Here is a 21,778-nt window from a genome sequence, read left to right on the forward strand (position 1 = left end):
GGAGACCTCCGGCACATGTCCCGAAACCAGAAATAGAATGCGTGCGGCTTGTCCGCAATCGCGATACGCGAATTTGAAGCCCCGCGCTTGCTGAACCCTATGCGGCCGGCTCGCGCCGGCGGCGGTGAACGAGCAAGACGGCAAGAATGCCCCCGGCAATGGCGCCGACCACCAGCCCGGCCAAGCCGATGAAGGCGGCAAAGTAGCCGCAGCCGCCCTCGAAGCAACTGACCTCGGCGACATCGGCGATCACCGAGCCAGCCAGGAAGCCGCCAACGGCGCCGATGACCGCGCCCAGGATGATGCCGAGCGAGGCAGCGACGATGGAAACGAAGACCGACGGCGCTTCCGCCCGCTGCCTGGCATAGACGCCTTCGGCGCCGGAGCCGCGGCGCAGCAGATAGATGCAGAGCAGGCCGATGGCGATTTCGGCGCCGCCTATGAGCAAGCTCCTGGCGGAGAAGACGAAATCGGGCACGGCAAGCACATAAGCCAGCCTCGCCAGCACCCAGACGATGGTCGTCACCTGCCAGATGATGAAGTGGCGCGGGAAACGCGCCGAGCGGCCAAAGGCAAGGCCGAGCAGGTAGAGTCCCCACAGAATGGTGATGATGTCGACGGCAAGCCCGCCGAGGAGGAAATAGAAGATCCTGTCCGGCAGGCCGGAATTGCCGGTCAGCCACCAGGCCGAGGCCAGGCCGTAGACCGACCAAGCCATGACGAAGATGAGCCAGCCCACCGGCACGTAGGACAGCCCGCTGTCCGGGTGCCCTGTCGGCGCCTGTCCACTGTCCGGCGTTCCGCCCGGTTTTTCACTGCTTGAAGACATCTCCGGACGATGCCCCCCGCAAAGCCTCCGCTTCACTCGACAGGTGGGCCGCGGCGAAGTCAAGCGCGACCGGCCCTACGGCCATGGCTGTGCACATCATTCGGGCGGCGGCGGCTTGAAGAACGGGTGCGACGCAGCTTGGCGAAGCTGTGTGTGGCCGGCAAAGCGAATAGACCGCCGTTATGGCTTGGCATTCGGCGCGGGATCGACTAGATGAGCCCCGCGCCTGTTGCTTTGACGGCTCAGGTGCGAAGGGAAGGTGTTTGCTGGTTGGCGGCACCAACGGCGCTGATATCGCGTACCGGCCTCCCTGAAGGGACTGCATTGTCCCCAACCCGCGCGGCGAAACCGGCCAACGCGAAAAATGCAAGGACGGAGAGGTGGCCGAGTGGTTGAAGGCGCACGCCTGGAAAGTGTGTTTACGGGAGACCGTAACGCGGGTTCGAATCCCGCTCTCTCCGCCATAATCGCTTGATTTCCTGGGTAATTTGAAAATTTTTCAAACCTTGCCCGCCAAGAAGCCCTGTCATCGGAAATGCCATTGGATGCGTCTGCCTGCAACAGCATCCTACAGCGCGTCACTGCGTTAGGCCGCAATTCCCGCCTGGCGTTGGCTTGGGATGGTCCTTTGCCGCTTTCACAATACGCCGCCTGATAGTCGGTGCCACCTCCCAACCGTGGCTCGCTGGTCGTCGTCGAAGGCGACCTCTATCGCCGGTGGCCCGCCACCCACCCCGAAAACCTTTATAAAATTCCTATTTCTTTCCCATCCATCCCGTCTCGAACCTTTATGGCGATCGGGTCCATATAACACGCCGACAGAAGCTTTGAATGCCGTCGCCATCGAAGCGACGAGTAAGCGCGAGCGGTTTGGCCTGTTCGATTGTGCCCGAAAGACAAGTGAAAAGCAAGGAACGCAATCATGGACGTCATTGTTCTCGGGGTCGGGGTTTTGTTCTTCGCCCTGTCCCTCGTCTACGTCAAAGCCTGCGACAGAATCTGAGCGGAAGGGTCGAATCATGCTTTTAGATTACATCCTCGGTGGTGGCGTGACCTTGTTCCTGCTCGCCTACCTCACCTACGTCCTCATTCGTCCAGAGCGTTTCTAATCCACCGGCGCACGGAAGCTACATCATGACCATGAACGGATGGATACAGATCCTCCTCTATTGCGGGATCCTCGTTTTGCTGGTGAAGCCGCTCGGCTTCTACATGCACCGCGTCTTCAAAGGTGATCGCACGCCGCTTTCGCCGATCTTCCGCCCGCTCGAACAGGGACTCTACCGCATTTGCGGAACCAGCGAGCGCGAGGAACAGCACTGGGCCAGCTATGCGGTGGCGCTGCTGCTGTTCAACCTGGCAGGCTTCCTGGTGCTCTATGTCCTGCAGCGCCTGCAGGGCGGCCTGCCTTACAATCCGGCAGGCATGAGCGCGGTCGACCCGGCGCTCGCCTTCAACACCGCCGCCAGCTTCATGACCAACACCAACTGGCAGAACTACGGCGGCGAAAGCACGATGTCCTACCTCGTGCAGATGGCCGGCCTGACTGTCCAGAATTTCGTTTCGGCCGCCACAGGCATTGCCATTGCGATCGCGCTGATCCGCGGCTTTGCCCGCGCTTCCGGAAGATCGATCGGCAATTTCTGGGTCGATATGACGCGCGCCACGCTCTATGTGCTTTTGCCGCTCTGCGTCGTGCTTACCCTTGTCTATGTCTGGCTCGGCATGCCGCAGACGCTCGGGCCCTACGTCAACGCCACCACGCTGGAGGGCGCCAGGCAGACGATCGCGCTCGGCCCGGTCGCCTCGCAGGTCGCCATCAAGATGCTCGGCACCAATGGCGGCGGGTTCTTCAATGCCAACGCGGCACATCCCTTCGAGAATCCCGATGCCATCTCCAACCTGATCCAGATGCTGTCGATCTTCGTCGTCGGCGCTGCCTTGACCAACGTCTTCGGCCGCATGGTCGGCAATCAGCGTCAGGGCTGGGCGATCCTGGCCGCCATGGGCGTGCTGTTCATCGCCGGCGTCGCCGTCTGCTACTGGGCGGAAGCCGCGGGCAATCCGCTGGTGCATGCGCTCGGCATCGACGGCGGTAACATGGAAGGCAAGGAGACCCGTTTCGGCATCGCGCTCTCGGCGCTGTTCGCGGTCATCACCACGGCGGCTTCCTGCGGCGCGGTCAACGCCATGCATGACTCGTTCACCGCGCTCGGCGGCATGATCCCGCTCATCAACATGCAGCTCGGCGAGGTCATCGTCGGCGGCGTCGGCGCCGGTTTCTATGGCATGCTGATGTTCATCCTGATCGCCGTCTTCGTCGCCGGCCTGATGGTCGGCCGCACCCCCGAATATCTCGGCAAGAAGATCGAGGCCAAGGAGGTCAAGATGGCGATGCTGGCCATCCTGTGCCTGCCGCTGGCGATGCTGGTCTTCACCGCCATCGCGGTGGTGCTGCCGAGCGCGGTGGCCTCGATCGCCAATGGCGGGCCGCACGGCTTCTCCGAAATCCTCTATGCCTACACCTCGGCGGCGGCGAACAACGGTTCGGCCTTCGGCGGCCTCAGCGGCAACACGCCCTGGTACAACATCACGCTCGGCATCGGCATGCTGATGGGCCGTTTCCTGGTCATCATCCCGGCGCTCGCCATCGCCGGCGCGCTGGCGGCGAAGAAGACCGTGCCCGCCTCGGCCGGCACCTTCCCGACCGACGGCCCGCTGTTCGTCGGGCTGCTGGTCGGCGTCATCGTCATCGTCGGCGGCCTGACCTTTTTCCCGGCGCTCGCCGTCGGACCTGTTGTCGAGCACCTGGCAACGATTCATGGACAAACATTCTGAGGCAGACATGTCCTGGTTCAGCAACAAGCGCCGCAATGTCAGGCATCGGGCCGATCCGGGGAAGGAGGGAATGCCGCCTCCTTTCCCGACCCTGTCGACATTTCTTGGGCTTGCCGCCGCCATGATCGCGCTCTGGCTGCTGGCCTACGGGCTTCCTCATCTTTTTCCGGCATCCGACCAATCGGTGCCGCACATCAATATTGAAGCCGGAGCTCCAAAATGAGCCAATCAAAATCGGCCAGCATCATGGATGCCGGCATCCTGTGGCCCGCCATCGGCGGTGCCTTCCGCAAACTCGATCCGCGCACGCTGGCCGGCAATCCGGTCATGTTCGTCGTCGCCGTCGTGTCGGCGCTGACATCAGTGCTGTTCGTCAAGGACCTCGTCACCGGTGGCGGCGATCTGCGCTTCACGCTGCAGATCATCATCTGGCTGTGGTTCACGGTGCTGTTTGCCAATTTCGCCGAAGCCGTCGCCGAGGGGCGCGGCAAGGCGCAGGCGGATTCGCTGCGCAAGGCGCGCACCGAAACCCAGGCCAAGCTGTTGGCCGGCGAGGACCGGACGAAATTCAAGCTGGTTCCCGGCACCGGTTTGAAGGTCGGCGACATCGTTCTCGTCGAGGCCGGCGACATCATCCCGTCCGACGGCGAGGTGGTGGAAGGCGTCGCCTCTGTCAACGAGGCGGCGATCACAGGGGAGTCCGCGCCGGTCATCCGCGAATCCGGCGGCGACCGCTCGGCGGTCACCGGCGGCACGCAGGTGCTCTCCGACTGGATCCGCGTGCGCATCACCGCCGCCGCCGGCCATACTTTCCTCGATCGCATGATCTCGCTGGTCGAAGGCGCCGAGCGCCAGAAGACCCCGAACGAAATCGCGCTCAACATCCTGCTCGTCGGCATGACGCTGATCTTCGTGCTGGCCACCGCGACCATCCCGAGCTTTGCCTCCTACTCAGGCGGCTATATCTCGGTGACCGTGCTCGTCGCGCTGTTCGTGACCCTTATCCCGACCACGATCGGCGCGCTGCTGTCGGCCATCGGCATTGCCGGCATGGACCGCCTGGTGCGCTTCAATGTGCTGGCCATGTCGGGCCGCGCCGTCGAAGCCGCCGGCGACGTCGACACGCTGCTGCTCGACAAGACCGGCACCATCACGCTCGGCAATCGCCAGGCGACCGAGTTCCGCCCGGTCAGGGGCGTCAGCGAGCAGGAACTGGCCGACGCGGCACAGCTTGCCTCGCTCGCCGACGAGACGCCGGAAGGCCGCTCGATCGTGGTGCTGGCCAAGGAGAAATACGCCATCCGTGCCCGCGACATGGCGACATTACACGCCACGTTCGTGCCCTTCACGGCACAGACCCGCATGAGCGGCGTCGACGTAGACGGCTCTTCGGTGCGCAAGGGCGCGGTTGATTCGATCCTGACCCATGTCAGCCAGCCGACATCAGCCACGCATGGCACACGGCCCGGAAGCGATACCGTGCGCGACCTGCAGGCGATCGCCGACGAGGTCGCCAAATCGGGCGGCACGCCGCTGGCGGTCGAGAGGGACGGGCGGCTGCTCGGCGTCGTCCACCTCAAGGACATCGTCAAGGGTGGTATCCGCGAGCGCTTCGCCGAACTGCGCAGCATGGGCATCCGCACGGTGATGATCACGGGCGACAATCCGATGACGGCGGCAGCCATCGCGGCGGAAGCCGGCGTCGACGACTTCCTTGCCCAGGCAACGCCCGAGGACAAGCTGAAGCTGATCCGCGACGAACAGGCCAAGGGCAAGCTGGTCGCCATGTGCGGTGACGGCACCAACGACGCGCCAGCCCTTGCGCAGGCCGATGTCGGCGTGGCCATGAACACCGGCACGGTCGCCGCCCGCGAGGCCGGCAACATGGTCGACCTCGACAGTGATCCGACCAAGCTCATCGAGATCGTCGAGATCGGCAAGGCGCTGTTGATGACGCGCGGATCGCTGACCACCTTCTCGATCGCAAATGACGTCGCCAAGTATTTCGCCATCATTCCGGCCATGTTCGCCGTCTTCTACGTCGCGCCAGGCCAAACAACGGGCCCGTTGCAGGCGCTCAACATCATGCACCTTGCGACACCGCAGAGCGCCATCCTGTCGGCCATCATCTTCAACGCGCTGATCATCATCGCGCTGATCCCGCTGTCGCTGCGCGGCGTGAAATACCGGGCGATCGGCGCCGGTGCGCTGCTCAGCCGCAACCTTCTCGTCTACGGCCTCGGCGGCATCGTCGTGCCGTTCGTCGGCATCAAGATAATCGACATGGCCGTCACGGCCCTCGGCCTTGCATAAGGATCATTCCGATGCTCAAGCAAATCAGACCCGCGATCATCATGATCGTCTTCTTCACCGTGCTGACCGGGCTCGTCTATCCCTTGGGCATGACCGGCATCGCCCAGGCGCTGTTCCCGCGCCAGGCCAATGGCAGCCTGATCGAGAAGGACGGCAAGGTGGTCGGCTCCGAACTGATCGGCCAGGCCTTCGCCAGCGACAAGTATTTCCACGGACGGCCTTCGGCTGCGGGCAATGGCTATGATGCCGGCGCCTCGGGCGGTTCCAATCTCGGCCCGACCAATCCGAAGCTGATCGAGCGCATCAAGGGCGATGCCGGGAAGCTGAAGGCGGAAAATCCGAATGCGCCGGTGCCGATGGACCTGGTGACCACATCCGGCAGCGGCCTTGATCCGCAGATCAGCCCCGAGGCCGCTTATTTCCAGGTTCCGCGCGTGGCCAAGGCAAGGGGCATCGACGAAGCCAAGGTCAAGGCGCTCGTTGACAGCCAGGTCGTGGACCGGGAGTTGGGCGTGGTCGGCGAGCCGGCGGTCAATGTGCTGGCTCTCAACCTGGCGCTGGATGCCGCGAAATAGGTGATGGCCGGCGCCGGGGATCGACACGGTCCCCGGCGCCATTCATGATCGGACCCGATGCCGGACAACAGAAGCTACGTCGAAAACAGACCATCTCCCGACGCGCTGCTAGAGCATGCCGGGCGGGAAGGGCGCGGCCGTCTGCGCATATTCCTGGGCGCGGCACCGGGTGTCGGCAAGACTTACGAGATGCTGATGTCGGGCCGCGCCAGGCTGGCCGACGGTGTCGACGTGGTGATCGGCGTGGTCGAGACGCATGGCCGCAAGGAAACCCGGGCCCTGGTCGAGGGCTATGAAGTCATTGCCCGCCGCAAGGTCGATTACAGGGGGCGTGTCCTCGACGAGATGGATATCGATGCCATCCTTGCCCGGCGTCCGGCGCTGGTCCTGGTCGACGAACTCGCCCACACCAACGCGCCCGGCAGCCGCCATCCCAAGCGCTATCTCGACGTCCAGGAAATCCTGGCGCGGGGCATCGACGTCTATACGACGCTCAACATCCAGCATGTCGAAAGCCTGAACGACGTCGTCGCCCAGATCACGCGGGTCAGGGTGCGCGAGACGGTGCCCGATTCCATCATCGACCAGGCCGACGATGTCGAAATCATCGATCTGACGCCCGACGACCTGATCAAGCGGCTGGAGGAGGGGAAGGTCTATTTCCCCAACACGGCGCAGCGTGCCGTCGAGAACTATTTTTCGCCGGGCAATCTGACCGCGTTGCGGGAATTGGCGCTGCGGCGTACCGCCCAGCGCGTCGACGAGCAGTTGCTCAACCACATGCAGTCCCACGCCATCCAGGGACCGTGGGCTGCCGGGGAACGGGTTCTCGTCTGCGTCGATGCGCGTCCGGGCGGGGCAGCCCGCATTCGCTACGCACGCAGGCTGGCCGACAGGCTTCGTGCGCCATGGACGGCACTTCATGTCGACACGCCTCGCTCGGCCGGCATGTCCGAGGACGACAAGGACAGGCTCGCCACACTCCTGCGCCTGGCCGAGCAACTCGGCGCCGAGATGACGACCATTCCGGGCCAGAGCGTGGCGCAGGACATCGTTCGCCATGCGACGGCGAACAATTTCACCCACATCGTGGTCGGCAGGCCGACCCGGTCGCGCTGGCGGGAACTGATCGAGGGATCGCTCACCTATGATCTGATCCGCAATGCCGGCGACATCAGCGTCCATGTCATCTCCGGAACGGAGCGGGACACCGAGACGCCTTCCAGGAGAGTGAGCGCGGCAGCCGAGCAGAGGCAGTTTCAGGCGAAGCCGTATTTGCTCGCCACGGCTTACGTTGCCGGATCATTGGCCGTCAGCACTGTTCTCGACCAGTTCCTCGACGTTCGCAACCTGGCGATCGTCTTCCTGCTCTCCGTGCTGACATCGGCGGTGGCCGGTGGTCTCTGGCCGGCGCTTTACGCCTGTTTCCTCAGTGTCCTTGCCTTCAACTATTTTTTCCTCGAGCCGCGCTACACGCTGACGATCCGGGATCCCGAGAGCATCGTCGCGATTGCCGTCTTCGTCGCCGTTGCCGTCATCGCCAGCAACCTGACGGCGCGCGTCCAGCGTCAGGCCGCCGCCGCCCGCTCACGGGCGCGGGCAACCGAGGACATCTATCTGTTCTCCAAGAAGCTCGCCGGCGCCGGCACGCTCGATGACGTGCTCTGGGCCACCGCCTTCCAGATCGCCTCGATGCTGAAGCTGCGCGTGGTGCTGCTGCTGCCGGAAGACGGCACGATCACCGTCAAGGCAGGCTATCCGCCCGACGACACGCTGGCCGAGGCCGACATCGCCGCCGCCCGCTGGGCCTGGGAGCACAACCGTGCCGCCGGACGCGGCGCCGACACGCTGCCCGGCGCCAAGCGCCTCTATCTTCCCTTGCGCACGGGACGCACGGCAATCGGCGTCGTCGGTCTCGACAATGACAAGCAGGGCCCGCTTTTGACGCCCGAGCAACAGCGGCTGCTCGACGCCCTGGCAGACCAGGCGGCGGTGGCGATCGAACGCGTCCAGCTCGTCGCCGATGTCGACCGCGCCAAGCTGGCCGCCGAAGCCGACCGGCTGCGCTCGGCGCTGCTGACATCGATTTCGCATGACCTGAAGACGCCGCTCGCGGCCATCATGGGGGCGGCCGGCACACTCAAGGAGTTCGCGCCCGACCTGCCCGAGCAGGACAGGGCGGAGCTTCTGTCGACGGTGATCGACGAATCGGAACGGCTGAACCGCTTCATCGCCAATCTGCTCGACATGACCAAGATCGAGTCCGGTGCGATGGAGCCGAACTACGCCCTTCACTATCTGGGAGATATCGTCGGCACGGCACTCGACCGTGCCCGCAAGATCGCCAGCGAACACAAGATCGAGGTCGATATTCCCCCCGACCTGCCGATGCTGAGGCTCGATCCCGTGTTGTTCGAGCAGGTGCTGTTCAACCTTCTAGACAATGCGTCGAAGTATTCGCCGCCGGGCTCGGCGATCCGCGTCCAGGCCTGGGCCGACAATGGCTCTGTCGTCGTGCAGATCATGGATGAGGGGCCGGGCATTCCGGCGCAGGACCTGGAGCGCGTGTTCGACACCTTCTACCGGGTGCGCAAGGGCGATCAGGTGCGCGCCGGCACCGGGCTCGGCCTGTCGATCTGCCGTGGCTTCGTCGAGGCGATGGGCGGCACGATCGCGGCCGCCAACCGGACCGACCGCCCCGGTGCCGTTTTCACCATCAGGATGCCGGTGCCGGCGCAAGCGCGCGGTGTCGGCAACCGCGGCGACGAACCCGGCGTGGACCAGCCTCGATGACCAATTCGAATGTCAGGATACTGGTTGTCGATGACGAGCCGCCGATCCGCAAGCTGCTTCGGGTCGGCCTTGCCAGCCAAGGCTACACGGTCAGCGAGGCGCCCAACGCCAAGGTGGCGATCGAGCTGATGGAACAGGAAAAGCCCGACCTGGTGTTGCTCGATCTCGGCCTGCCCGGCATAGGGGGCCATGACCTGCTGCGCAAATGGCGTGACGAGGGCGTCGACATTCCCGTCGTCATCCTCTCCAGCCGCACCGACGAGGCCGGCATCGTCAGCGCGCTCGAACTCGGCGCCGACGATTATGTCACCAAGCCGTTCGGAATGAACGAACTGGTGGCGCGCATCCGCGTTGCGCTGCGCCACAAGTTCCAGCAACAGGGCGAAAAGCCGGTTTTCCAGTGCGGCGACCTCAGCGTCGATCTGGTCAAGCGCATCGTCAAGGTCGAGGACAGGGAGGTGAAGCTCTCGCCGAAGGAGTACGACATACTGCGCATCCTGGTGCAGCATGCCGGCAAGGTGCTGACCCACCACTTCATCCTGAAGCAGATTTGGGACGATTCGACCGACGTGCAGTATCTCAGGGTCTATGTGCGCCAGCTCAGGCAGAAGATCGAAAAAACCCCCGACCAGCCGCGTTACATCACCACCGAGACCGGGGTCGGCTACCGCCTGCGTGTCGAGTGAATAAGCCGTCCGATAGAACCTGCGTCAGCCGATGGCTGCGAGCGGCCGATTTGCCGCCGCCGATATCCGCATGGCGGCGAGGCAGCCGAGAACGCCGAGCGGCACGAAGGCAAGGAACAGCCATCTCGCGACACCAGCGGCCGCGTCATGGTTCAGGCCTTGCGAAAAACCGCTGGCATTGGCGACGATGCCGGCAAGGGCGGCGCCCACGGCATAGCCGATGCGCTGCATGGTCGGCACCGCGGCCGAGGCGATGGTCTGTTCGTCGTCCGGGGCGGAGGCGACGATGACGCGGGTGAGGAAGGGCCAGGCAATGCCGAAGCCGCCGCCCTGCAGCAGGGCGCAGACCAGGATCAGCGGGATCGAGCCCAGCGGTATCGTGTAGGCGAAGCCGGCGATGCCCGCCGCGATCATCAGTGCGCCGCAGACGATGATCAGCCTTTCGCGCCGCGGCGGCGCGTTGGCGACGAGGATCGACAGGATCGACCAGGCGATCGATTCGGCGGCGATGATGTAGCCGGTGGTCAGCAGCGGAATGTCGTGCAGGCTGGTCAGCAGCAGCGGCCCGTAGACGCCGAAGGAGCAGGTCGCGATGGAAAAGGCGGCGACCATGGTCATGCCGGCGCCGACCGGCGTGCGCCATGAGAACAGCCGCGCCGGGAAAAGCCGGGAGCGCGGCTTCAGCGCATCGATGTAGAAGAACAGCGCGAGACCTGCCAGCCCCAGCACGATCAGCAGCGAGGAACGCAGCAGGGCGATGTCGACGCCGGCCGAGGCGATCAGCACCACGGCAATGGCAAGGCAGCCAAGCGCCATGAACGGAAAAGGCGGCGCCTTGCCGGCGCTCGTGCTGGGTCTTGTCGCTTCCGGCGTGTCGAGTACGAGGAAGCTTGCCAGCGCCATGGCGGTGCCGCCGAGAGTGAAGACGCCGAAGGCCCAGCGCCACGACAGCAATTCGGTCATAACAGCGCCGAGGAGCGGGCCGCTGAACGCCGCGACGCCCCAGATCGCCGACATGACGCCGAAAAGCTGCGGCCAGATGGCACGCGAAAACAGCCGCTCGACCGAGACGAAGGCCAGCGACACCAGCGCGCCACCGCCCAGCCCCTCGATCAGCCGGCCGGCCAGGAACAATTGCATCGAAGGCGAGGTGGCGCAGATCAGCGCCCCGGCGGCGTAAAGCAGGGCGGCGACCACCATGTTGGTGCGCAGCGCCACATAGCTCACCAGCCGTCCCGCCGCGGCACCGGCGACGATGGCGCCGAGTTCGTAGATCGCCAGCGACCAGCCGACGAGCTGCACGCCGGCCAGTTCGCCGACCATGGCCGGCATAACGGTCGCCACCATCGTCTCATTGGTGGCATGAAGCAGGATGCCGAGGCTGATGAAGCAGAAGCGCGCCAGGTCGCCGCTTGCCCACAATGCACGCCAGTCGACCCTGTTTGTGCTGATCTCGGTCATGTCCATCCCTGCTTTGCATATCTTGATGCAGCCGCACCAGAAGCCAGCGCGAGGCGTCCGGCAGGACCATGCGCGCGGCGTCGAGATGCTGTTTTGCTCGGGACGGGTTTGTAGAACCTCAACCGCGATTGAGCTCAAGCGATTTTTTCGAGATATGTTTGGACCAGCGTCGTCCTGGATGCACCGCTTGCCGGCAAGCATGATTTGCAATCATGGCAGCGGCGATAGCTGTCCTCGGCATGGCGTCCCCAAAAAACAAACGGCGCGGAACCATCCTATCCGGTTCCGCGCCGCAGAGCGAAGGGTCTGGAGCCGAGGCCCCAAACCGCTTATTTGAGCGAGTGGATCAGCTCCAGCGAAGTCACCGCCACGGCGAGATTGACGCCCGTCTGCGCCTGGACGCTGAGCGGCTCCAGCATGAAGGCGCTGTCGAAGCCACCGACCAGCAGGTTGGCGCCGCCGCCAGTCACGACGCTCGCCTCGGCGTTGACGCCGTAGTAGCTGCCGGCAAGATCGCCCGCGTCACGGTCGCGGGTCGCGGCAAAAACCGCCCAGATGAGCTGGCCCTGGTGCGTCTTGCCGACATCGACACCGAGCTTCGAGATGACGCCTGTATAGATTTCCGATGGCCCGTGATGATGGGGCCGGAAGACGCAGGACACGCCCTTGTTGGACGTCACGATATAGCCGGTGCCGCCATCGATGGTGCAGTCGAGCGTGCCGAGTTGCAGCTTGCCGGCGCTGGCCGGGGCGGCAGCGAAAACGGTCGTTGCAAGAGCAGCGGCGCAGACGAGTTTCTTGATCATGGGGAGGGTCCTTTCGCAATCAGTCTTCAGTAACGTCTCGGGCGCCGCGACCGTTCCGCCGAAAACTTGGCGCGAACAAGGCAGGGGTTAACGGCTTGTCGCGGGGGTTAACACAGGGTTGCCGGATTGGCGGCGATCCGCCGCGCCGCGTGTCCTTTCGGACACGCACGATGCAATGGGGTGCTTGGCGCGGGCTTGAGGAAGCCGATGTCAGCTGACGCGGGCGAGGCCGTCCTTGGCCGGCTGGTAGGTGGGGTTGAGGCGTACGGCCTCGCGATAGGCCTTCGCCGCCTTTGCCTTGTCGCCGCGCCGTTCGTAGATCAGCGCCTGGTTGGCCCAGGCCTCGGCGTTCTGGCCGTCGAGCTTGATGGCCATGTTGAAGTCGGAGAAGGCGTTGTCCTCGTCGCCGGTCGCAAGATAGGAGAGGCCACGGCCGTTGTAGGGCTCGGCGGCGTCAGGAGCCAGCGAGATGGCGGTCGAGAAGTCCTCGATGGCGAATTTGTGCTGGCCCTGGCTCTGATAGATCAGGCCGCGATTGTGGTAGGCGCGGGCATCCGTCGTGTCGAGCTGGATCGCCTTCTGGAAGTCGGTGAAGGCATCCTGGGTGCGGCCCGCCTTGCGGTAGAGATTGCCGCGGCCGATATAGGCGGCGTCATAGTTGCCGTTGATCTGGATCGAGCGATTGTAATCCGCGAGTGCGGCTTCCTGGTTGCCGAGGAAGCGCTGGATGAGGGCCCGGTTCGAATAGGCCTGATAGAAATTCGGGTTAAGCTGGATGGCCTGGTTGAAGTCCTTGAGCGCCTGCTGGTACTGGCCGCCGCGGCCATAGGCCGAACCGCGCACATTGTAGCCTTCAGGATCCTGAGGATTGCGCTGGATGACCGCCGACAGCGAGGAGATGTTCTCGCTCGACCCTTGCGCCTTGTCGATGTTGTTGAACTCGCCGGCCGGGCCCGACGTCTGGCAGCCGGCAAGCACCAGTCCGGAAAGCAGGGCCGCTGTCAGGGCGAAACCACGCAATGCGGTCCCGCGCTCCACGCTTGTTGCGTTCATGTCTGCCCTGTCCTCACTTGCGCCGTCGTTCAGGTCCGGTTCCCCCCTCCGGGCCGGGTCACAATCAAAATAAAAGGGTGGCGGCGATTCCACATCGCGCCACCCTGGTATCCTTCGAAAAGGACGAAATATTGGCGATAATCAGCGCGGCGGACGCGCTGCACCGGCGGCACCGCCAGCAGCAACCGGACGCGGGGTCATCGGCAGCAGGCCTTCGCGCTGTGCACGCTTGCGGGCCAGCTTGCGGGCGCGGCGAACGGCTTCGGCCTTTTCACGGGCGCGCTTCTCGGAAGGCTTCTCGTAGTGGCCGCGCATCTTCATTTCGCGGAAAATGCCTTCGCGCTGCATCTTCTTCTTCAGCGCGCGAAGCGCCTGATCAACGTTATTGTCGCGGACGAGTACCTGCACGGGCAATCCTGTCTTTCGGGTTTGATATCAACAGGCAAGCAGCCATAGCCGCAAGCCTCCGCGGCGCTCGACACCACGAATTGTGGCGGCTGATAGCAGAATCAAGCCTCGCTGTCCACAGTCGAAATGACGGACGACAGCCAAATTGCCACGGTCGCCTGGAGATAGGGTGCCTGTTACGCCGTGGCCAGGTGCAGCCGCTCGAAATCCTCGAAGAACTCACCGTAATCGCAGGTGATCTCCTCGCCGACGGCGATATCCCGGGTCGCGGTGGCGCCGCCATATTGCGAAAAATCGGTGTTCGGGGTCGCCGAATGGTTCATGAAGCGCCCATTGTCGACCTCATAGACGATGAAGCCGGGCTTGTCCGGGCTCGGATAGGCATAACGGTCGAGCAATTCCTTCAGGGGTTGCGGCGCCGTCTCGTATTTGTCCATCGGGATCAGCCGATCGAAATCCGGATCCAGGCGCCAGATCGAGGCGCCCTTCCGGATGGGCTCGGCGGCGAACATGCCGACGCCTTCGATTGCACTCTGGGCGACATAGGTTCGGATCAGCATCATGGTTCCAGGACCCGTCTTGGCAAGAAGACCATTTAGATAGAAACGGAATCGCCAAATCGCGCCGAAAAAGCAAGACCGGCGGCCTGCGTCACAACGACGACAGGCCTGTCCCACAAAAAATCCTTCACGTCCGGTTGATCGACACGCCGCCATCCGCAAACAGCGCGGTTCCCGTGGTGAAGCTCGAGGCGTCGGAGGCAAGGTAAAGCGCGGAGCGGGCGATCTCTTGCGGCTGCGCCATGCGCTTGAGGGCGTGGAGGCCCTCGACGAAGGCGCGAGCCTCAGGCGTGGTCGCCGTCGCGCCTGGCGTGTCGGTCCCGCCGGGCAGCAGCGCGTTGACGCGCAGCCCCTTCGGTCCGTATTCGGCGGCCAACACCTGCGTCAATCCGATCAGGCCGGCCTTGGCCGCGGCGTAGGCGGCCATGCCCGGCATGCCGGCGGTGTAACCGACAAAGCTCGACGTGAAGATCAGCGAGCCGCCACTGCGCTCGAGCATGGCCGGTATCTGATACTTCGCACCGAGAAAGGCGCTGGTCAGATTGGTGTCCATCGTCCCGTGCCATGTCTGTGCCGACATGTCGGGGACAGGCCCCATCGGCCCGACGGAGCCGGCATTGTTCAACGCGATGTCCAGTCCACCGAAGCTGCCGACCGCCAGCTCGACGAGAGCTTTCGCGTAGGTCTCGTCGGTGACATCCCCCGCGAGAGCGACGGCCGTGCCGCCGGCGTCCTCGATTTCAACGGTGAGTGCATCAAGCTCAGCTTGGCGGCGAGCGGAAATGACCAGCTTGGCGCCTTCCTCCGCGAACAGTTTGGCGGTGGCGCGGCCGATGCCGGAACTGGCACCGGTGACGATGGCGATCTTGTTGGCGAGTGCGAGCATGTCTGGAATCCTTGTCTTTCGCGCCAGCTTTGCCGGCGATAGGATGCTTCGTCGCAAATCGGCAGGACAGCAGCCACCCGAAAGCCGCAGAGGCTCGCACCAACTATTGCCGCAGCAGCCAAGCCAATCGGTCCAGCGAGAACGCGTAGCTGATGACGATCAGCACGGCCATGATGGTGCCCGTGGCGGCATGGCCTGCCACATGGAAACCGGCCGCGCCGCCGAACAGGACGACGAATTCCAGCGCCAGCCTGACAGCGCCAGGCACCGGCACCGGGGCCCGGCCTGACCGGCTCGGATCGCCGGGCACGGCAAAAATCCCCCACAACGGTGCAGCGATGAGTGGCAAGGCAAGGGCCAGGATCCAGTGCCACCAGCCCTCGACAAGGCTCCAGCCTGCCATGCCGAGGCCAAGCAAAGCCGCCAGTTCCAGCAGGAAGCGCAATGTGAGATTCCACCAAGCGTTGCCCACCATCGTCCTCCGAATCCCCGACGCCGGGAAGTGTGACTGAAGGCAGTCATCGGGGCCAGACCGGATACCTCTCTTTCAGCACGGCGCAAAACGGCAAGCGCCGTCGCAAACAGCGCAAGGATGGCAGCGCCGTTTCGCTAGTGATACACCTCGCGCGCTGGGCCAAGGATGACCCGGCTGCAATCCGCGAGACCTTTTGGCGCGAGGCTGGACCGTGAAGAAATACTCTGTATTCGCCATCGCCCGCGAGGCCATGCGCGGCCACAAGGGCTGGGAGGAACAATGGTCCTCGCCGGAGCCCAGGAAGGAATATGACGTCATCGTCGTCGGCGCCGGCGGTCATGGATTGGCCACCGCCTATTATCTCGCGACCGTGTACGGCATCACCAATGTCGCGGTGCTGGAAAAGGGCTGGCTGGGCGGCGGCAATACAGGCCGCAACACCACTATCATCCGATCCAACTATCTCTATGACGAGAGCGCAGGGATTTACGACCATGCGCTGAAGCTGTGGGACGGGCTCTCCCAGGAACTCAACTACAACGTCATGTATTCGGCGCGCGGCGTCATGATGCTCGCCCACAATGTGCACGACATCCAGGTGCTGAAGCGCCATGTCCATGCCAACCGGCTGAACGGCATCGACAATGAATGGCTGACGCCGGAGCAGGCCAAGGAATTCTGTCCGCCGCTCAATACGTCGAAAGACGCGCGCTATCCGGTCGTCGGGGCTGCCCTGCAGCGCCGCGGCGGCACGGCGCGCCATGACGCGGTCGCCTGGGGCTATGCGCGCGGCGCTTCGGCGCGCGGCGTCCACATCATCCAGAACTGCGAGGTCACCGGCGTCAAGCGGGCTGCCAACGGCGCGGTCACAGGCGTCGATACGACGCGCGGTTTCATCGGCGCCAAGAAGGTCGGCGTCGTCGCGGCCGGCCATTCCTCGGTCATCATGAACATGGCCGGCGTGCGCATGCCGCTGGAGAGCTATCCGCTGCAGGCGCTGGTGTCGGAGCCGGTCAAGCCGGTTGTGCCTTGCGTTGTGATGTCGAACACGGTGCACGCCTATATCTCGCAGTCCGACAAGGGCGAACTGGTGATCGGCGCCGGCACCGACCAGTATGTTTCCTATTCGCAGACCGGCGGACTTCACATTCTCCAGCATACGCTGGACGCCATCTGCGAGATGTTCCCGATCTTCACGCGCATGAAGATGCTGCGTTCGTGGGGCGGCATCGTCGACGTGACGCCCGACCGCTCGCCGATCCTGGCCAAGACGCCGGTGCCCGGCCTCTACGTCAATTGCGGCTGGGGCACGGGCGGCTTCAAGGCGACACCGGGCTCGGGCCATGTCTTCGCCCACACCATCGCCAAGGACGATCCGCACCCGATCAACGCGCCCTTCACCATCGAACGCTTCCGCACCGGCCGCCTCATCGACGAGGCAGCGGCGGCGGCGGTGGCGCACTGATGATGATGGCCGAGGTGGCAGTAGCGATGCCGCTGATGCTGGCGGGGGAACAAGGCATGTTTCATGTTCCCACGGCGCAGGAGGTGCGGCTACAGCCGATCAACCGTGCCGGAAACGAGGCCGGCTGGCCGTTTTCCGTCGACGAGGGAATGCTCGCCTGCGTCTGGAGTGTCGGCCAGAAAGTGGTGATGTTCTTCGAGGGCAGGCCGCATGGGCTGGATGAGGACGAGGATTTCCAACCGCGTGGCGTCATCGTTACGACAGATCCGATGCAGCTGACGCTCGGCAACATGGCCAACCGCGATCTCTTCAGTGCGGCGACGAGCGTCGAGGAGCGGCTGCGACTCGTCGCTCCCTTCATGACCATGGGCCAGAAGCTTTGCGACCAACCCCCCGGCGCGCGCGTCGGTCACGGCGAATTGTAGGAACAAACACGATGCTTCTCATCCGCTGCCCCTATTGCGAGGAAGAGCGCCCGGAACTCGAGTTCCGCAACGCCGGCGAGGCGCATATCGCGCGCTCGGCCAACATGGCCGGCGAGAGCGACGACGATTTCGAGAAGTTCTTTTTCATCCGCTCGAATCCCAAGGGCATCATTTATGAGCGCTGGCGGCACATGCATGGCTGCGCGCGCTTCTTCAACGCGGTGCGCGACACCGTCACCGACAAGTTCGTCATGACCTACAAGGCCGGCGAGCCGAAACCTTCCAAGCTGCCCATCGTTTCCAACGGAGTAGTAGCCAAATGAGCGGCGCGTTGCGCATTCCCGGCGCCGGACGCCTCAGCCAGGCCAAGACCGCCCGCTTCAGCTTCGATGGCCAGTCCTATGCCGGCATCGAGGGCGACACATTGGCTTCGGCGCTGCTTGCCAACGGCGTGCATCTGGTCGGCCGTTCGTTCAAGTACCACCGCCCGCGCGGCATCCTCTCGGCCGGCGCGGAAGAGCCCAACGCCCTGGTGCAGATCGTGCGTGATGACGCGCGCAAGACGCCCAACGTGCGCGCCACCGTACAGGAACTCTATGACGGGCTTGCCGCCAATTCGCAGAACCGCTGGCCGTCGCTGTCCTTCGACGTCGGCGCGGTCAATGATTTGGCATCACCGCTGTTCTCGGCCGGTTTCTACTACAAGACCTTCATGTGGCCGAAGGCGGCCTGGAAGAGCCTCTACGAACCGAAGATCCGCGAAGCCGCCGGTCTTGGCGTTTCCCCCGACAGGCCGGATCCCGACCATTATTCCTCGCGCTACGCCCATTGCGACGTTCTGGTACTGGGCGGCGGTGCGGCTGGTATCGCGGCGGCGCTTGCCGCGGCGGAGACCGGCGTGCGTGTCATCCTTGCGGACGAGCAGGCCGAGTTCGGCGGCAGCCTGCGCTTCGAGTCTGGCGCGAAAATCGACGGCCAGGACGGCTTTGCCTGGGCGCAAGCGGCGATCGCCAGGCTGGGTGCGATGGACAACGTCCGCGTGCTGCGGCGCACCACGGCGTTCGGCTACTACGCGCAGAATTTCGTCGGTCTGGTCGAGCGCGTCAGCGATCACCTGAAGGCTCCCGGCCATGACCTGCCGCGCGAACGGCTATGGCAGGTCCGAGCCAAGCGCGTGGTGCTGGCCTCCGGCGCCATCGAGCGCCACATGGTGTTCGCCAATAACGACCGGCCGGGCGTCATGCTGGCGGGCGCGGCGCGCACCTTCCTCAACCATTATGGTGTCGCGGTCGGAAAAAATGTCGGTGTCTACACCGCCAATGACTCGGCCTACGGCGCCGCGATCGACCTGAAGAAGGCCGGCGTCAACGTGGCGGCGATCGTCGATTTGCGCGACAACCCGACCGGCCCGGTGATCGACGAGGCGAGGGCGCTCGGCATCGAGATCAATTCCGGCCGTGCTGTGATCCGCGCCGGCGGCAAGCTGCGCGTGTCGTCGATGACCGTGCAGCCGAAGAATGGTGGCGGCGAACGCACAATTCCGGTCGATGCGATCCTGATGTCTGCCGGCTGGACACCGTCGGTGCATCTGTTCTCGCAGTCGCGCGGCAAGGTTGCCTTCAACGACGAGACCAAGCGGTTCGTGCCCGGCACCTACGCGCAGGACTGCGTCTCGGTCGGCGCCTGCAACGGCACCGACGGACTGGCGGCGACGGTCGACGAGGCCTATGCGGCGGGCGCCAAGGCGGCCAAGGATGCCGGCGCGAAAGCCGCCAAGGGGACCAAGCCGAAGGTGGACGCCTCGGAGAGCTGGTCGCGCGGCATGCTGGGTGCGGCGCCCGGCGCCGGACCGGACACGACGGTTAAAGCCTTCGTCGATTTCCAGAACGACGTGACTGCGAAGGACATCCGCCAGGCGGTGCATGAAGGCATGCGCTCGATCGAGCATGTCAAGCGCTTCACCACCAACGGCATGGCGACCGACCAGGGCAAGACCTCCAACATGCACGGCCTGGCGATTGCCGCCGAAACGCTGGGCAGGCCGATCCCGGAGGTCGGCCTGACCACGTTCCGCGCGCCCTACACGCCTGTCACCTTCGGCGCGATTGTCAGCCATGCGCGTGGGCCGCTGTTCGACCCGACACGCAGAACCGCGATCCATCCGTGGGCCGAGGCGCAAGGCGCGGTGTTCGAGGATGTCGGCCAGTGGAAGCGCGCCTGGTATTTCCCGAAAGCCGGCGAGGACATGCATGCGGCGGTCGACCGCGAATGCGTTGGGGTCCGCAATCAAGCCGGCCTGTTCGATGCCTCGACGCTGGGCAAGATCGAAGTGGTCGGCCCGGACGCGGCCAAGTTCATGGAACTGCTCTACACCAATCCGTGGGAGAAGCTGGAGCCAGGCCGCTGCCGCTATGGCATCATGCTGCGCGAGGATGGCTTCATCTATGATGACGGTGTCGTGGGCAGGCTGGCGCCGGACCGCTTCCATGTCACGACGACGACGGGCGGCGCGCCGCGCGTCATGAACCACATGGAGGATTACCTCCAGACCGAGTTCCCGCATCTCAATGTCTGGCTGACCTCGATCACCGAGCAGTGGGCGGTCATTGCCGTGCAGGGTCCGAAATCCCGCGACATCATCGCGCCGCTGGTCGAAGGCATCGACATGTCTGATGAAGCGCTGCCGCATATGTCGGTGCGGGAAGGCAAGATCTGTGGCGTGCCGACACGGCTGTTCCGCATGTCGTTCACCGGCGAGCGCGGTTTCGAAGTCAATGTCCCGGCCGACTATGGCCAGGCCGTCTGGGAAGCGTTGTGGGCCGAGGGCCAGAAGCATGGCGCCACCGCTTACGGCACCGAGGCGATGCACGTGCTGCGCGCCGAGAAGGGCTACATCATCGTCGGCCAGGATACCGACGGCACGGTGACGCCAAACGATGCCGGCCTCGACTGGGCGGTCGGCAAGAAAAAGGCCGACTTCGTCGGCATCAGGGGCATGGCGCGGCCGGATCTGGTCGCCAAAGGCCGCAAGCAACTGGTCGGCTTGAAGACCAAGGATCCCAAGGTGGTGCTGGAAGAAGGCGCGCAGATCGTCGAGGACCCGAAGCAGGCAATCCCCATGAAGATGATCGGCCACGTCACCTCGAGCTACTGGTCGCAGAATTGCGGCCGTTCCATCGCCCTGGCGCTGGTTGCCGGCGGGCGTGACCGGATGGGCGACACGCTCTACGTGCCGATGCCGGACGGGGTGATCGAAGTGGAGGTTGCCGGCATGGTGTTCCTCGACGAGACGGGAGGGCGCCTCAATGGCTAAAGCTGCTGCAAAGACGGCCGCGACGGCTTCGCCCTCGGCGGAGCGGCGTCCGGCATTGGCCGGGCGCACTGTCTCCGCAACGGGTGTCAAGGTCGAAGTGCTGCCGCCGGCCCTGCGCATTTCGCTGCGCGCGCCGGAAGCTTCGGTCGCCGCTCTGTCGAAGGCGCTCGGTGTGACCCTGCCGAAGCAGCCGAAAACATCCGCGTCGAAGAGCGGCCGTACGGCGCTGTGGCTTGGGCCGGACGAGTGGCTTGTCATCGACGAGGCCGGCAAGGACCCGCTCGCCGATTGCGCGAAGGTTTCAACCTTGCACTCGTCGGTCGGCATCTCGCATCGCAACATCGCGATTTCCGTCACCGGCCCGGCGGCGGAAGCCGCGATCAATTCGGGCTGCCCGCAGGATCTGTCGCTCGAAGCCTTCCCGGTGGGCGCCGCTTCGCGCACCATTTTGGGCAAGGCCGAGATCGTGCTGTTGCGCACGGCCGACGAGGCCTTCAGGGTCGAGTGCTGGCGTTCTTTCTCGGATTATGTCTTTACTTTCCTGTCTGAGGGAGCCCGCGAAGCCGCCGGCTGACCCCGGAACGTTTGCCGCCCGCGTCCATTGTGCGGCGACAAATCGAGGGAGAACTGCCGATGTCGTCGAAGTCCGCGCCGAAATCGCCGAAAACCGCGGCGGTCCGTTCGCTCGAACATGAGCGGCATCACGAGGCCGACGCCGAAGACGAACTCGAGGAAGGCCTCGAGGACACATTTCCAGCCAGCGATCCCGTGTCGATTACGGGGTCGTCCATTCCCGGCGCACCGGCCAAGCCTGGCAAGGCCAAGACAGTCCCTGGCCGCAAGGCCCGCAAGCCCTGATTTCACAAATTTTGATCGACGACATCTTTCCAAG

General features: G+C 64.4%; 21 protein-coding genes and 1 tRNA gene. 14 read left to right on the plus strand and 8 right to left on the minus strand.

The annotated features are described in order from the left end of the window. Positions 1 to 97 precede the first annotated feature (97 nt). Positions 98 to 829 carry a hypothetical protein gene (locus tag O7A60_RS05980; protein ID WP_337105481.1) on the minus strand — a complete coding sequence of 244 codons (732 nt, stop codon included), beginning with the start codon at positions 827 to 829 and terminating at the stop codon, positions 98 to 100. 374 nt (positions 830 to 1,203) lie between these two features. On the opposite strand from O7A60_RS05980, the gene O7A60_RS05985 reads away from it, so the two are divergent. The 8 genes from O7A60_RS05985 (at position 1,204) to O7A60_RS06020 (ending at position 10,034) form a co-directional block, all read left to right on the plus strand. Beyond that, positions 1,204 to 1,293: transfer RNA gene (locus O7A60_RS05985), tRNA-Ser, on the plus strand. 555 nt (positions 1,294 to 1,848) lie between these two features. Next, entirely contained in the window at positions 1,849 to 1,938 is a 90-nt protein-coding gene (gene kdpF / locus O7A60_RS05990) for a K(+)-transporting ATPase subunit F (protein ID WP_337105482.1), read from the plus strand. 25 nt (positions 1,939 to 1,963) lie between these two features. Beyond that, entirely contained in the window at positions 1,964 to 3,667 is a 1,704-nt protein-coding gene (gene kdpA / locus O7A60_RS05995) for a potassium-transporting ATPase subunit KdpA (RefSeq protein WP_337105483.1), read from the plus strand. 7 nt (positions 3,668 to 3,674) lie between these two features. Continuing rightward, the gene (locus O7A60_RS06000; RefSeq protein ID WP_337105484.1) at positions 3,675 to 3,890 is read left to right on the plus strand and encodes a hypothetical protein; all 216 of its coding nucleotides are present in this window, start codon (positions 3,675 to 3,677) and stop codon (positions 3,888 to 3,890) included. Next, entirely contained in the window at positions 3,887 to 5,980 is a 2,094-nt protein-coding gene (gene kdpB / locus O7A60_RS06005) for a potassium-transporting ATPase subunit KdpB (protein ID WP_337105485.1), read from the plus strand. The genes O7A60_RS06000 and kdpB overlap by 4 nt, the downstream gene beginning before the upstream one ends. An 11-nt stretch (positions 5,981 to 5,991) precedes the next feature. Continuing rightward, the gene (gene kdpC, locus O7A60_RS06010; protein WP_337105486.1) at positions 5,992 to 6,555 is read left to right on the plus strand and encodes a potassium-transporting ATPase subunit KdpC; all 564 of its coding nucleotides are present in this window, start codon (positions 5,992 to 5,994) and stop codon (positions 6,553 to 6,555) included. 57 nt (positions 6,556 to 6,612) lie between these two features. Further along, a complete protein-coding gene (locus tag O7A60_RS06015) occupies positions 6,613 to 9,348 on the plus strand; it encodes a sensor histidine kinase KdpD (protein ID WP_337105487.1) in 2,736 nt (911 codons plus the stop codon). Next, a complete protein-coding gene (locus O7A60_RS06020; protein WP_337105488.1) occupies positions 9,345 to 10,034 on the plus strand; it encodes a response regulator transcription factor in 690 nt (229 codons plus the stop codon). The genes O7A60_RS06015 and O7A60_RS06020 overlap by 4 nt, the downstream gene beginning before the upstream one ends. 24 nt (positions 10,035 to 10,058) lie before the next feature. Here O7A60_RS06020 and O7A60_RS06025 read toward each other — a convergent pair whose 3' ends face one another. From O7A60_RS06025 to O7A60_RS06055, 7 genes are all read right to left on the minus strand, one after another. Next, positions 10,059 to 11,495, minus strand: coding sequence for an MFS transporter (locus O7A60_RS06025; RefSeq protein WP_337105490.1), 1,437 nt, complete (start codon positions 11,493 to 11,495; stop codon positions 10,059 to 10,061). 329 nt (positions 11,496 to 11,824) lie between these two features. After that, on the minus strand, positions 11,825 to 12,301 hold the full coding sequence (locus O7A60_RS06030) for a DUF992 domain-containing protein (RefSeq protein ID WP_337105492.1): 477 nt from the start codon (positions 12,299 to 12,301) through the stop codon (positions 11,825 to 11,827). 210 nt (positions 12,302 to 12,511) lie between these two features. Continuing rightward, positions 12,512 to 13,354 (minus strand): tetratricopeptide repeat protein, encoded by an 843-nt coding sequence (locus tag O7A60_RS06035; protein ID WP_027142988.1) that lies wholly within the window; start codon positions 13,352 to 13,354, stop codon positions 12,512 to 12,514. Positions 13,355 to 13,495: 141 nt separating this feature from the next. Continuing rightward, positions 13,496 to 13,762, minus strand: a complete 267-nt coding sequence (gene rpsU, locus O7A60_RS06040) for a 30S ribosomal protein S21 (protein ID WP_010911429.1) — start codon at positions 13,760 to 13,762, stop codon at positions 13,496 to 13,498. A gap of 176 nt (positions 13,763 to 13,938) precedes the next feature. Beyond that, positions 13,939 to 14,325 carry an SET domain-containing protein gene (locus O7A60_RS06045; RefSeq protein WP_027142987.1) on the minus strand — a complete coding sequence of 129 codons (387 nt, stop codon included), beginning with the start codon at positions 14,323 to 14,325 and terminating at the stop codon, positions 13,939 to 13,941. Positions 14,326 to 14,449: 124 nt separating this feature from the next. Beyond that, positions 14,450 to 15,208: an SDR family oxidoreductase gene (locus tag O7A60_RS06050; RefSeq protein WP_337105497.1), complete on the minus strand. Its 759-nt coding sequence runs from the start codon at positions 15,206 to 15,208 to the stop codon at positions 14,450 to 14,452. Between the two features lie 103 nt (positions 15,209 to 15,311). Further along, positions 15,312 to 15,683: a DUF2568 domain-containing protein gene (locus tag O7A60_RS06055; RefSeq protein ID WP_337105499.1), complete on the minus strand. Its 372-nt coding sequence runs from the start codon at positions 15,681 to 15,683 to the stop codon at positions 15,312 to 15,314. Positions 15,684 to 15,894: 211 nt separating this feature from the next. On the opposite strand from O7A60_RS06055, the gene O7A60_RS06060 reads away from it, so the two are divergent. The 6 genes from O7A60_RS06060 to O7A60_RS06085 are packed head-to-tail and all read left to right on the plus strand — an operon-like array spanning position 15,895 to position 21,744. Beyond that, positions 15,895 to 17,148: a sarcosine oxidase subunit beta gene (locus tag O7A60_RS06060; protein WP_337105501.1), complete on the plus strand. Its 1,254-nt coding sequence runs from the start codon at positions 15,895 to 15,897 to the stop codon at positions 17,146 to 17,148. Between the two features lie 2 nt (positions 17,149 to 17,150). Further along, positions 17,151 to 17,573 carry a hypothetical protein gene (locus O7A60_RS06065; RefSeq protein WP_337105559.1) on the plus strand — a complete coding sequence of 141 codons (423 nt, stop codon included), beginning with the start codon at positions 17,151 to 17,153 and terminating at the stop codon, positions 17,571 to 17,573. A gap of 11 nt (positions 17,574 to 17,584) precedes the next feature. After that, the gene (locus O7A60_RS06070; protein WP_337105503.1) at positions 17,585 to 17,896 is read left to right on the plus strand and encodes a sarcosine oxidase subunit delta; all 312 of its coding nucleotides are present in this window, start codon (positions 17,585 to 17,587) and stop codon (positions 17,894 to 17,896) included. Then, on the plus strand, positions 17,893 to 20,886 hold the full coding sequence (locus O7A60_RS06075; protein WP_337105504.1) for a sarcosine oxidase subunit alpha: 2,994 nt from the start codon (positions 17,893 to 17,895) through the stop codon (positions 20,884 to 20,886). The genes O7A60_RS06070 and O7A60_RS06075 overlap by 4 nt, the downstream gene beginning before the upstream one ends. Next, a complete protein-coding gene (locus O7A60_RS06080; protein WP_337105505.1) occupies positions 20,879 to 21,460 on the plus strand; it encodes a sarcosine oxidase subunit gamma in 582 nt (193 codons plus the stop codon). Before O7A60_RS06075 ends, O7A60_RS06080 begins: the two co-directional genes overlap by 8 nt. 59 nt (positions 21,461 to 21,519) lie before the next feature. Continuing rightward, positions 21,520 to 21,744: a hypothetical protein gene (locus O7A60_RS06085; RefSeq protein ID WP_337105506.1), complete on the plus strand. Its 225-nt coding sequence runs from the start codon at positions 21,520 to 21,522 to the stop codon at positions 21,742 to 21,744. The last annotated feature ends 34 nt before the right edge of the window (positions 21,745 to 21,778 follow it).

Origin of the sequence: Mesorhizobium salmacidum (SeqCode) (assembly GCF_037179605.1) — a bacterium.
Lineage (GTDB): Bacteria > Pseudomonadota > Alphaproteobacteria > Rhizobiales > Rhizobiaceae > Mesorhizobium > Mesorhizobium salmacidum.

Coding starts and splice junctions, on each gene's coding strand:
- kdpA (WP_337105483.1), top strand. CDS start 1,964: ATGACCATGAACGGATGGATACAGATCCTCCTCTATTGCGGGATCCTC.
- O7A60_RS06020 (WP_337105488.1), top strand. CDS start 9,345: ATGACCAATTCGAATGTCAGGATACTGGTTGTCGATGACGAGCCGCCG.
- O7A60_RS06075 (WP_337105504.1), top strand. CDS start 17,893: ATGAGCGGCGCGTTGCGCATTCCCGGCGCCGGACGCCTCAGCCAGGCC.
- O7A60_RS06050 (WP_337105497.1), bottom strand. CDS start 15,208: ATGCTCGCACTCGCCAACAAGATCGCCATCGTCACCGGTGCCAGTTCC.
- O7A60_RS06035 (WP_027142988.1), bottom strand. CDS start 13,354: ATGAACGCAACAAGCGTGGAGCGCGGGACCGCATTGCGTGGTTTCGCC.
- O7A60_RS06070 (WP_337105503.1), top strand. CDS start 17,585: ATGCTTCTCATCCGCTGCCCCTATTGCGAGGAAGAGCGCCCGGAACTC.
- O7A60_RS06065 (WP_337105559.1), top strand. CDS start 17,151: ATGATGGCCGAGGTGGCAGTAGCGATGCCGCTGATGCTGGCGGGGGAA.
- O7A60_RS05980 (WP_337105481.1), bottom strand. CDS start 829: ATGTCTTCAAGCAGTGAAAAACCGGGCGGAACGCCGGACAGTGGACAG.
- O7A60_RS06045 (WP_027142987.1), bottom strand. CDS start 14,325: ATGATGCTGATCCGAACCTATGTCGCCCAGAGTGCAATCGAAGGCGTC.
- O7A60_RS06025 (WP_337105490.1), bottom strand. CDS start 11,495: ATGACCGAGATCAGCACAAACAGGGTCGACTGGCGTGCATTGTGGGCA.
- kdpC (WP_337105486.1), top strand. CDS start 5,992: ATGCTCAAGCAAATCAGACCCGCGATCATCATGATCGTCTTCTTCACC.
- kdpF (WP_337105482.1), top strand. CDS start 1,849: ATGCTTTTAGATTACATCCTCGGTGGTGGCGTGACCTTGTTCCTGCTC.
- O7A60_RS06015 (WP_337105487.1), top strand. CDS start 6,613: ATGCCGGACAACAGAAGCTACGTCGAAAACAGACCATCTCCCGACGCG.
- O7A60_RS06085 (WP_337105506.1), top strand. CDS start 21,520: ATGTCGTCGAAGTCCGCGCCGAAATCGCCGAAAACCGCGGCGGTCCGT.
- O7A60_RS06000 (WP_337105484.1), top strand. CDS start 3,675: ATGTCCTGGTTCAGCAACAAGCGCCGCAATGTCAGGCATCGGGCCGAT.
- O7A60_RS06030 (WP_337105492.1), bottom strand. CDS start 12,301: ATGATCAAGAAACTCGTCTGCGCCGCTGCTCTTGCAACGACCGTTTTC.
- kdpB (WP_337105485.1), top strand. CDS start 3,887: ATGAGCCAATCAAAATCGGCCAGCATCATGGATGCCGGCATCCTGTGG.
- O7A60_RS06055 (WP_337105499.1), bottom strand. CDS start 15,683: ATGGTGGGCAACGCTTGGTGGAATCTCACATTGCGCTTCCTGCTGGAA.
- O7A60_RS06080 (WP_337105505.1), top strand. CDS start 20,879: ATGGCTAAAGCTGCTGCAAAGACGGCCGCGACGGCTTCGCCCTCGGCG.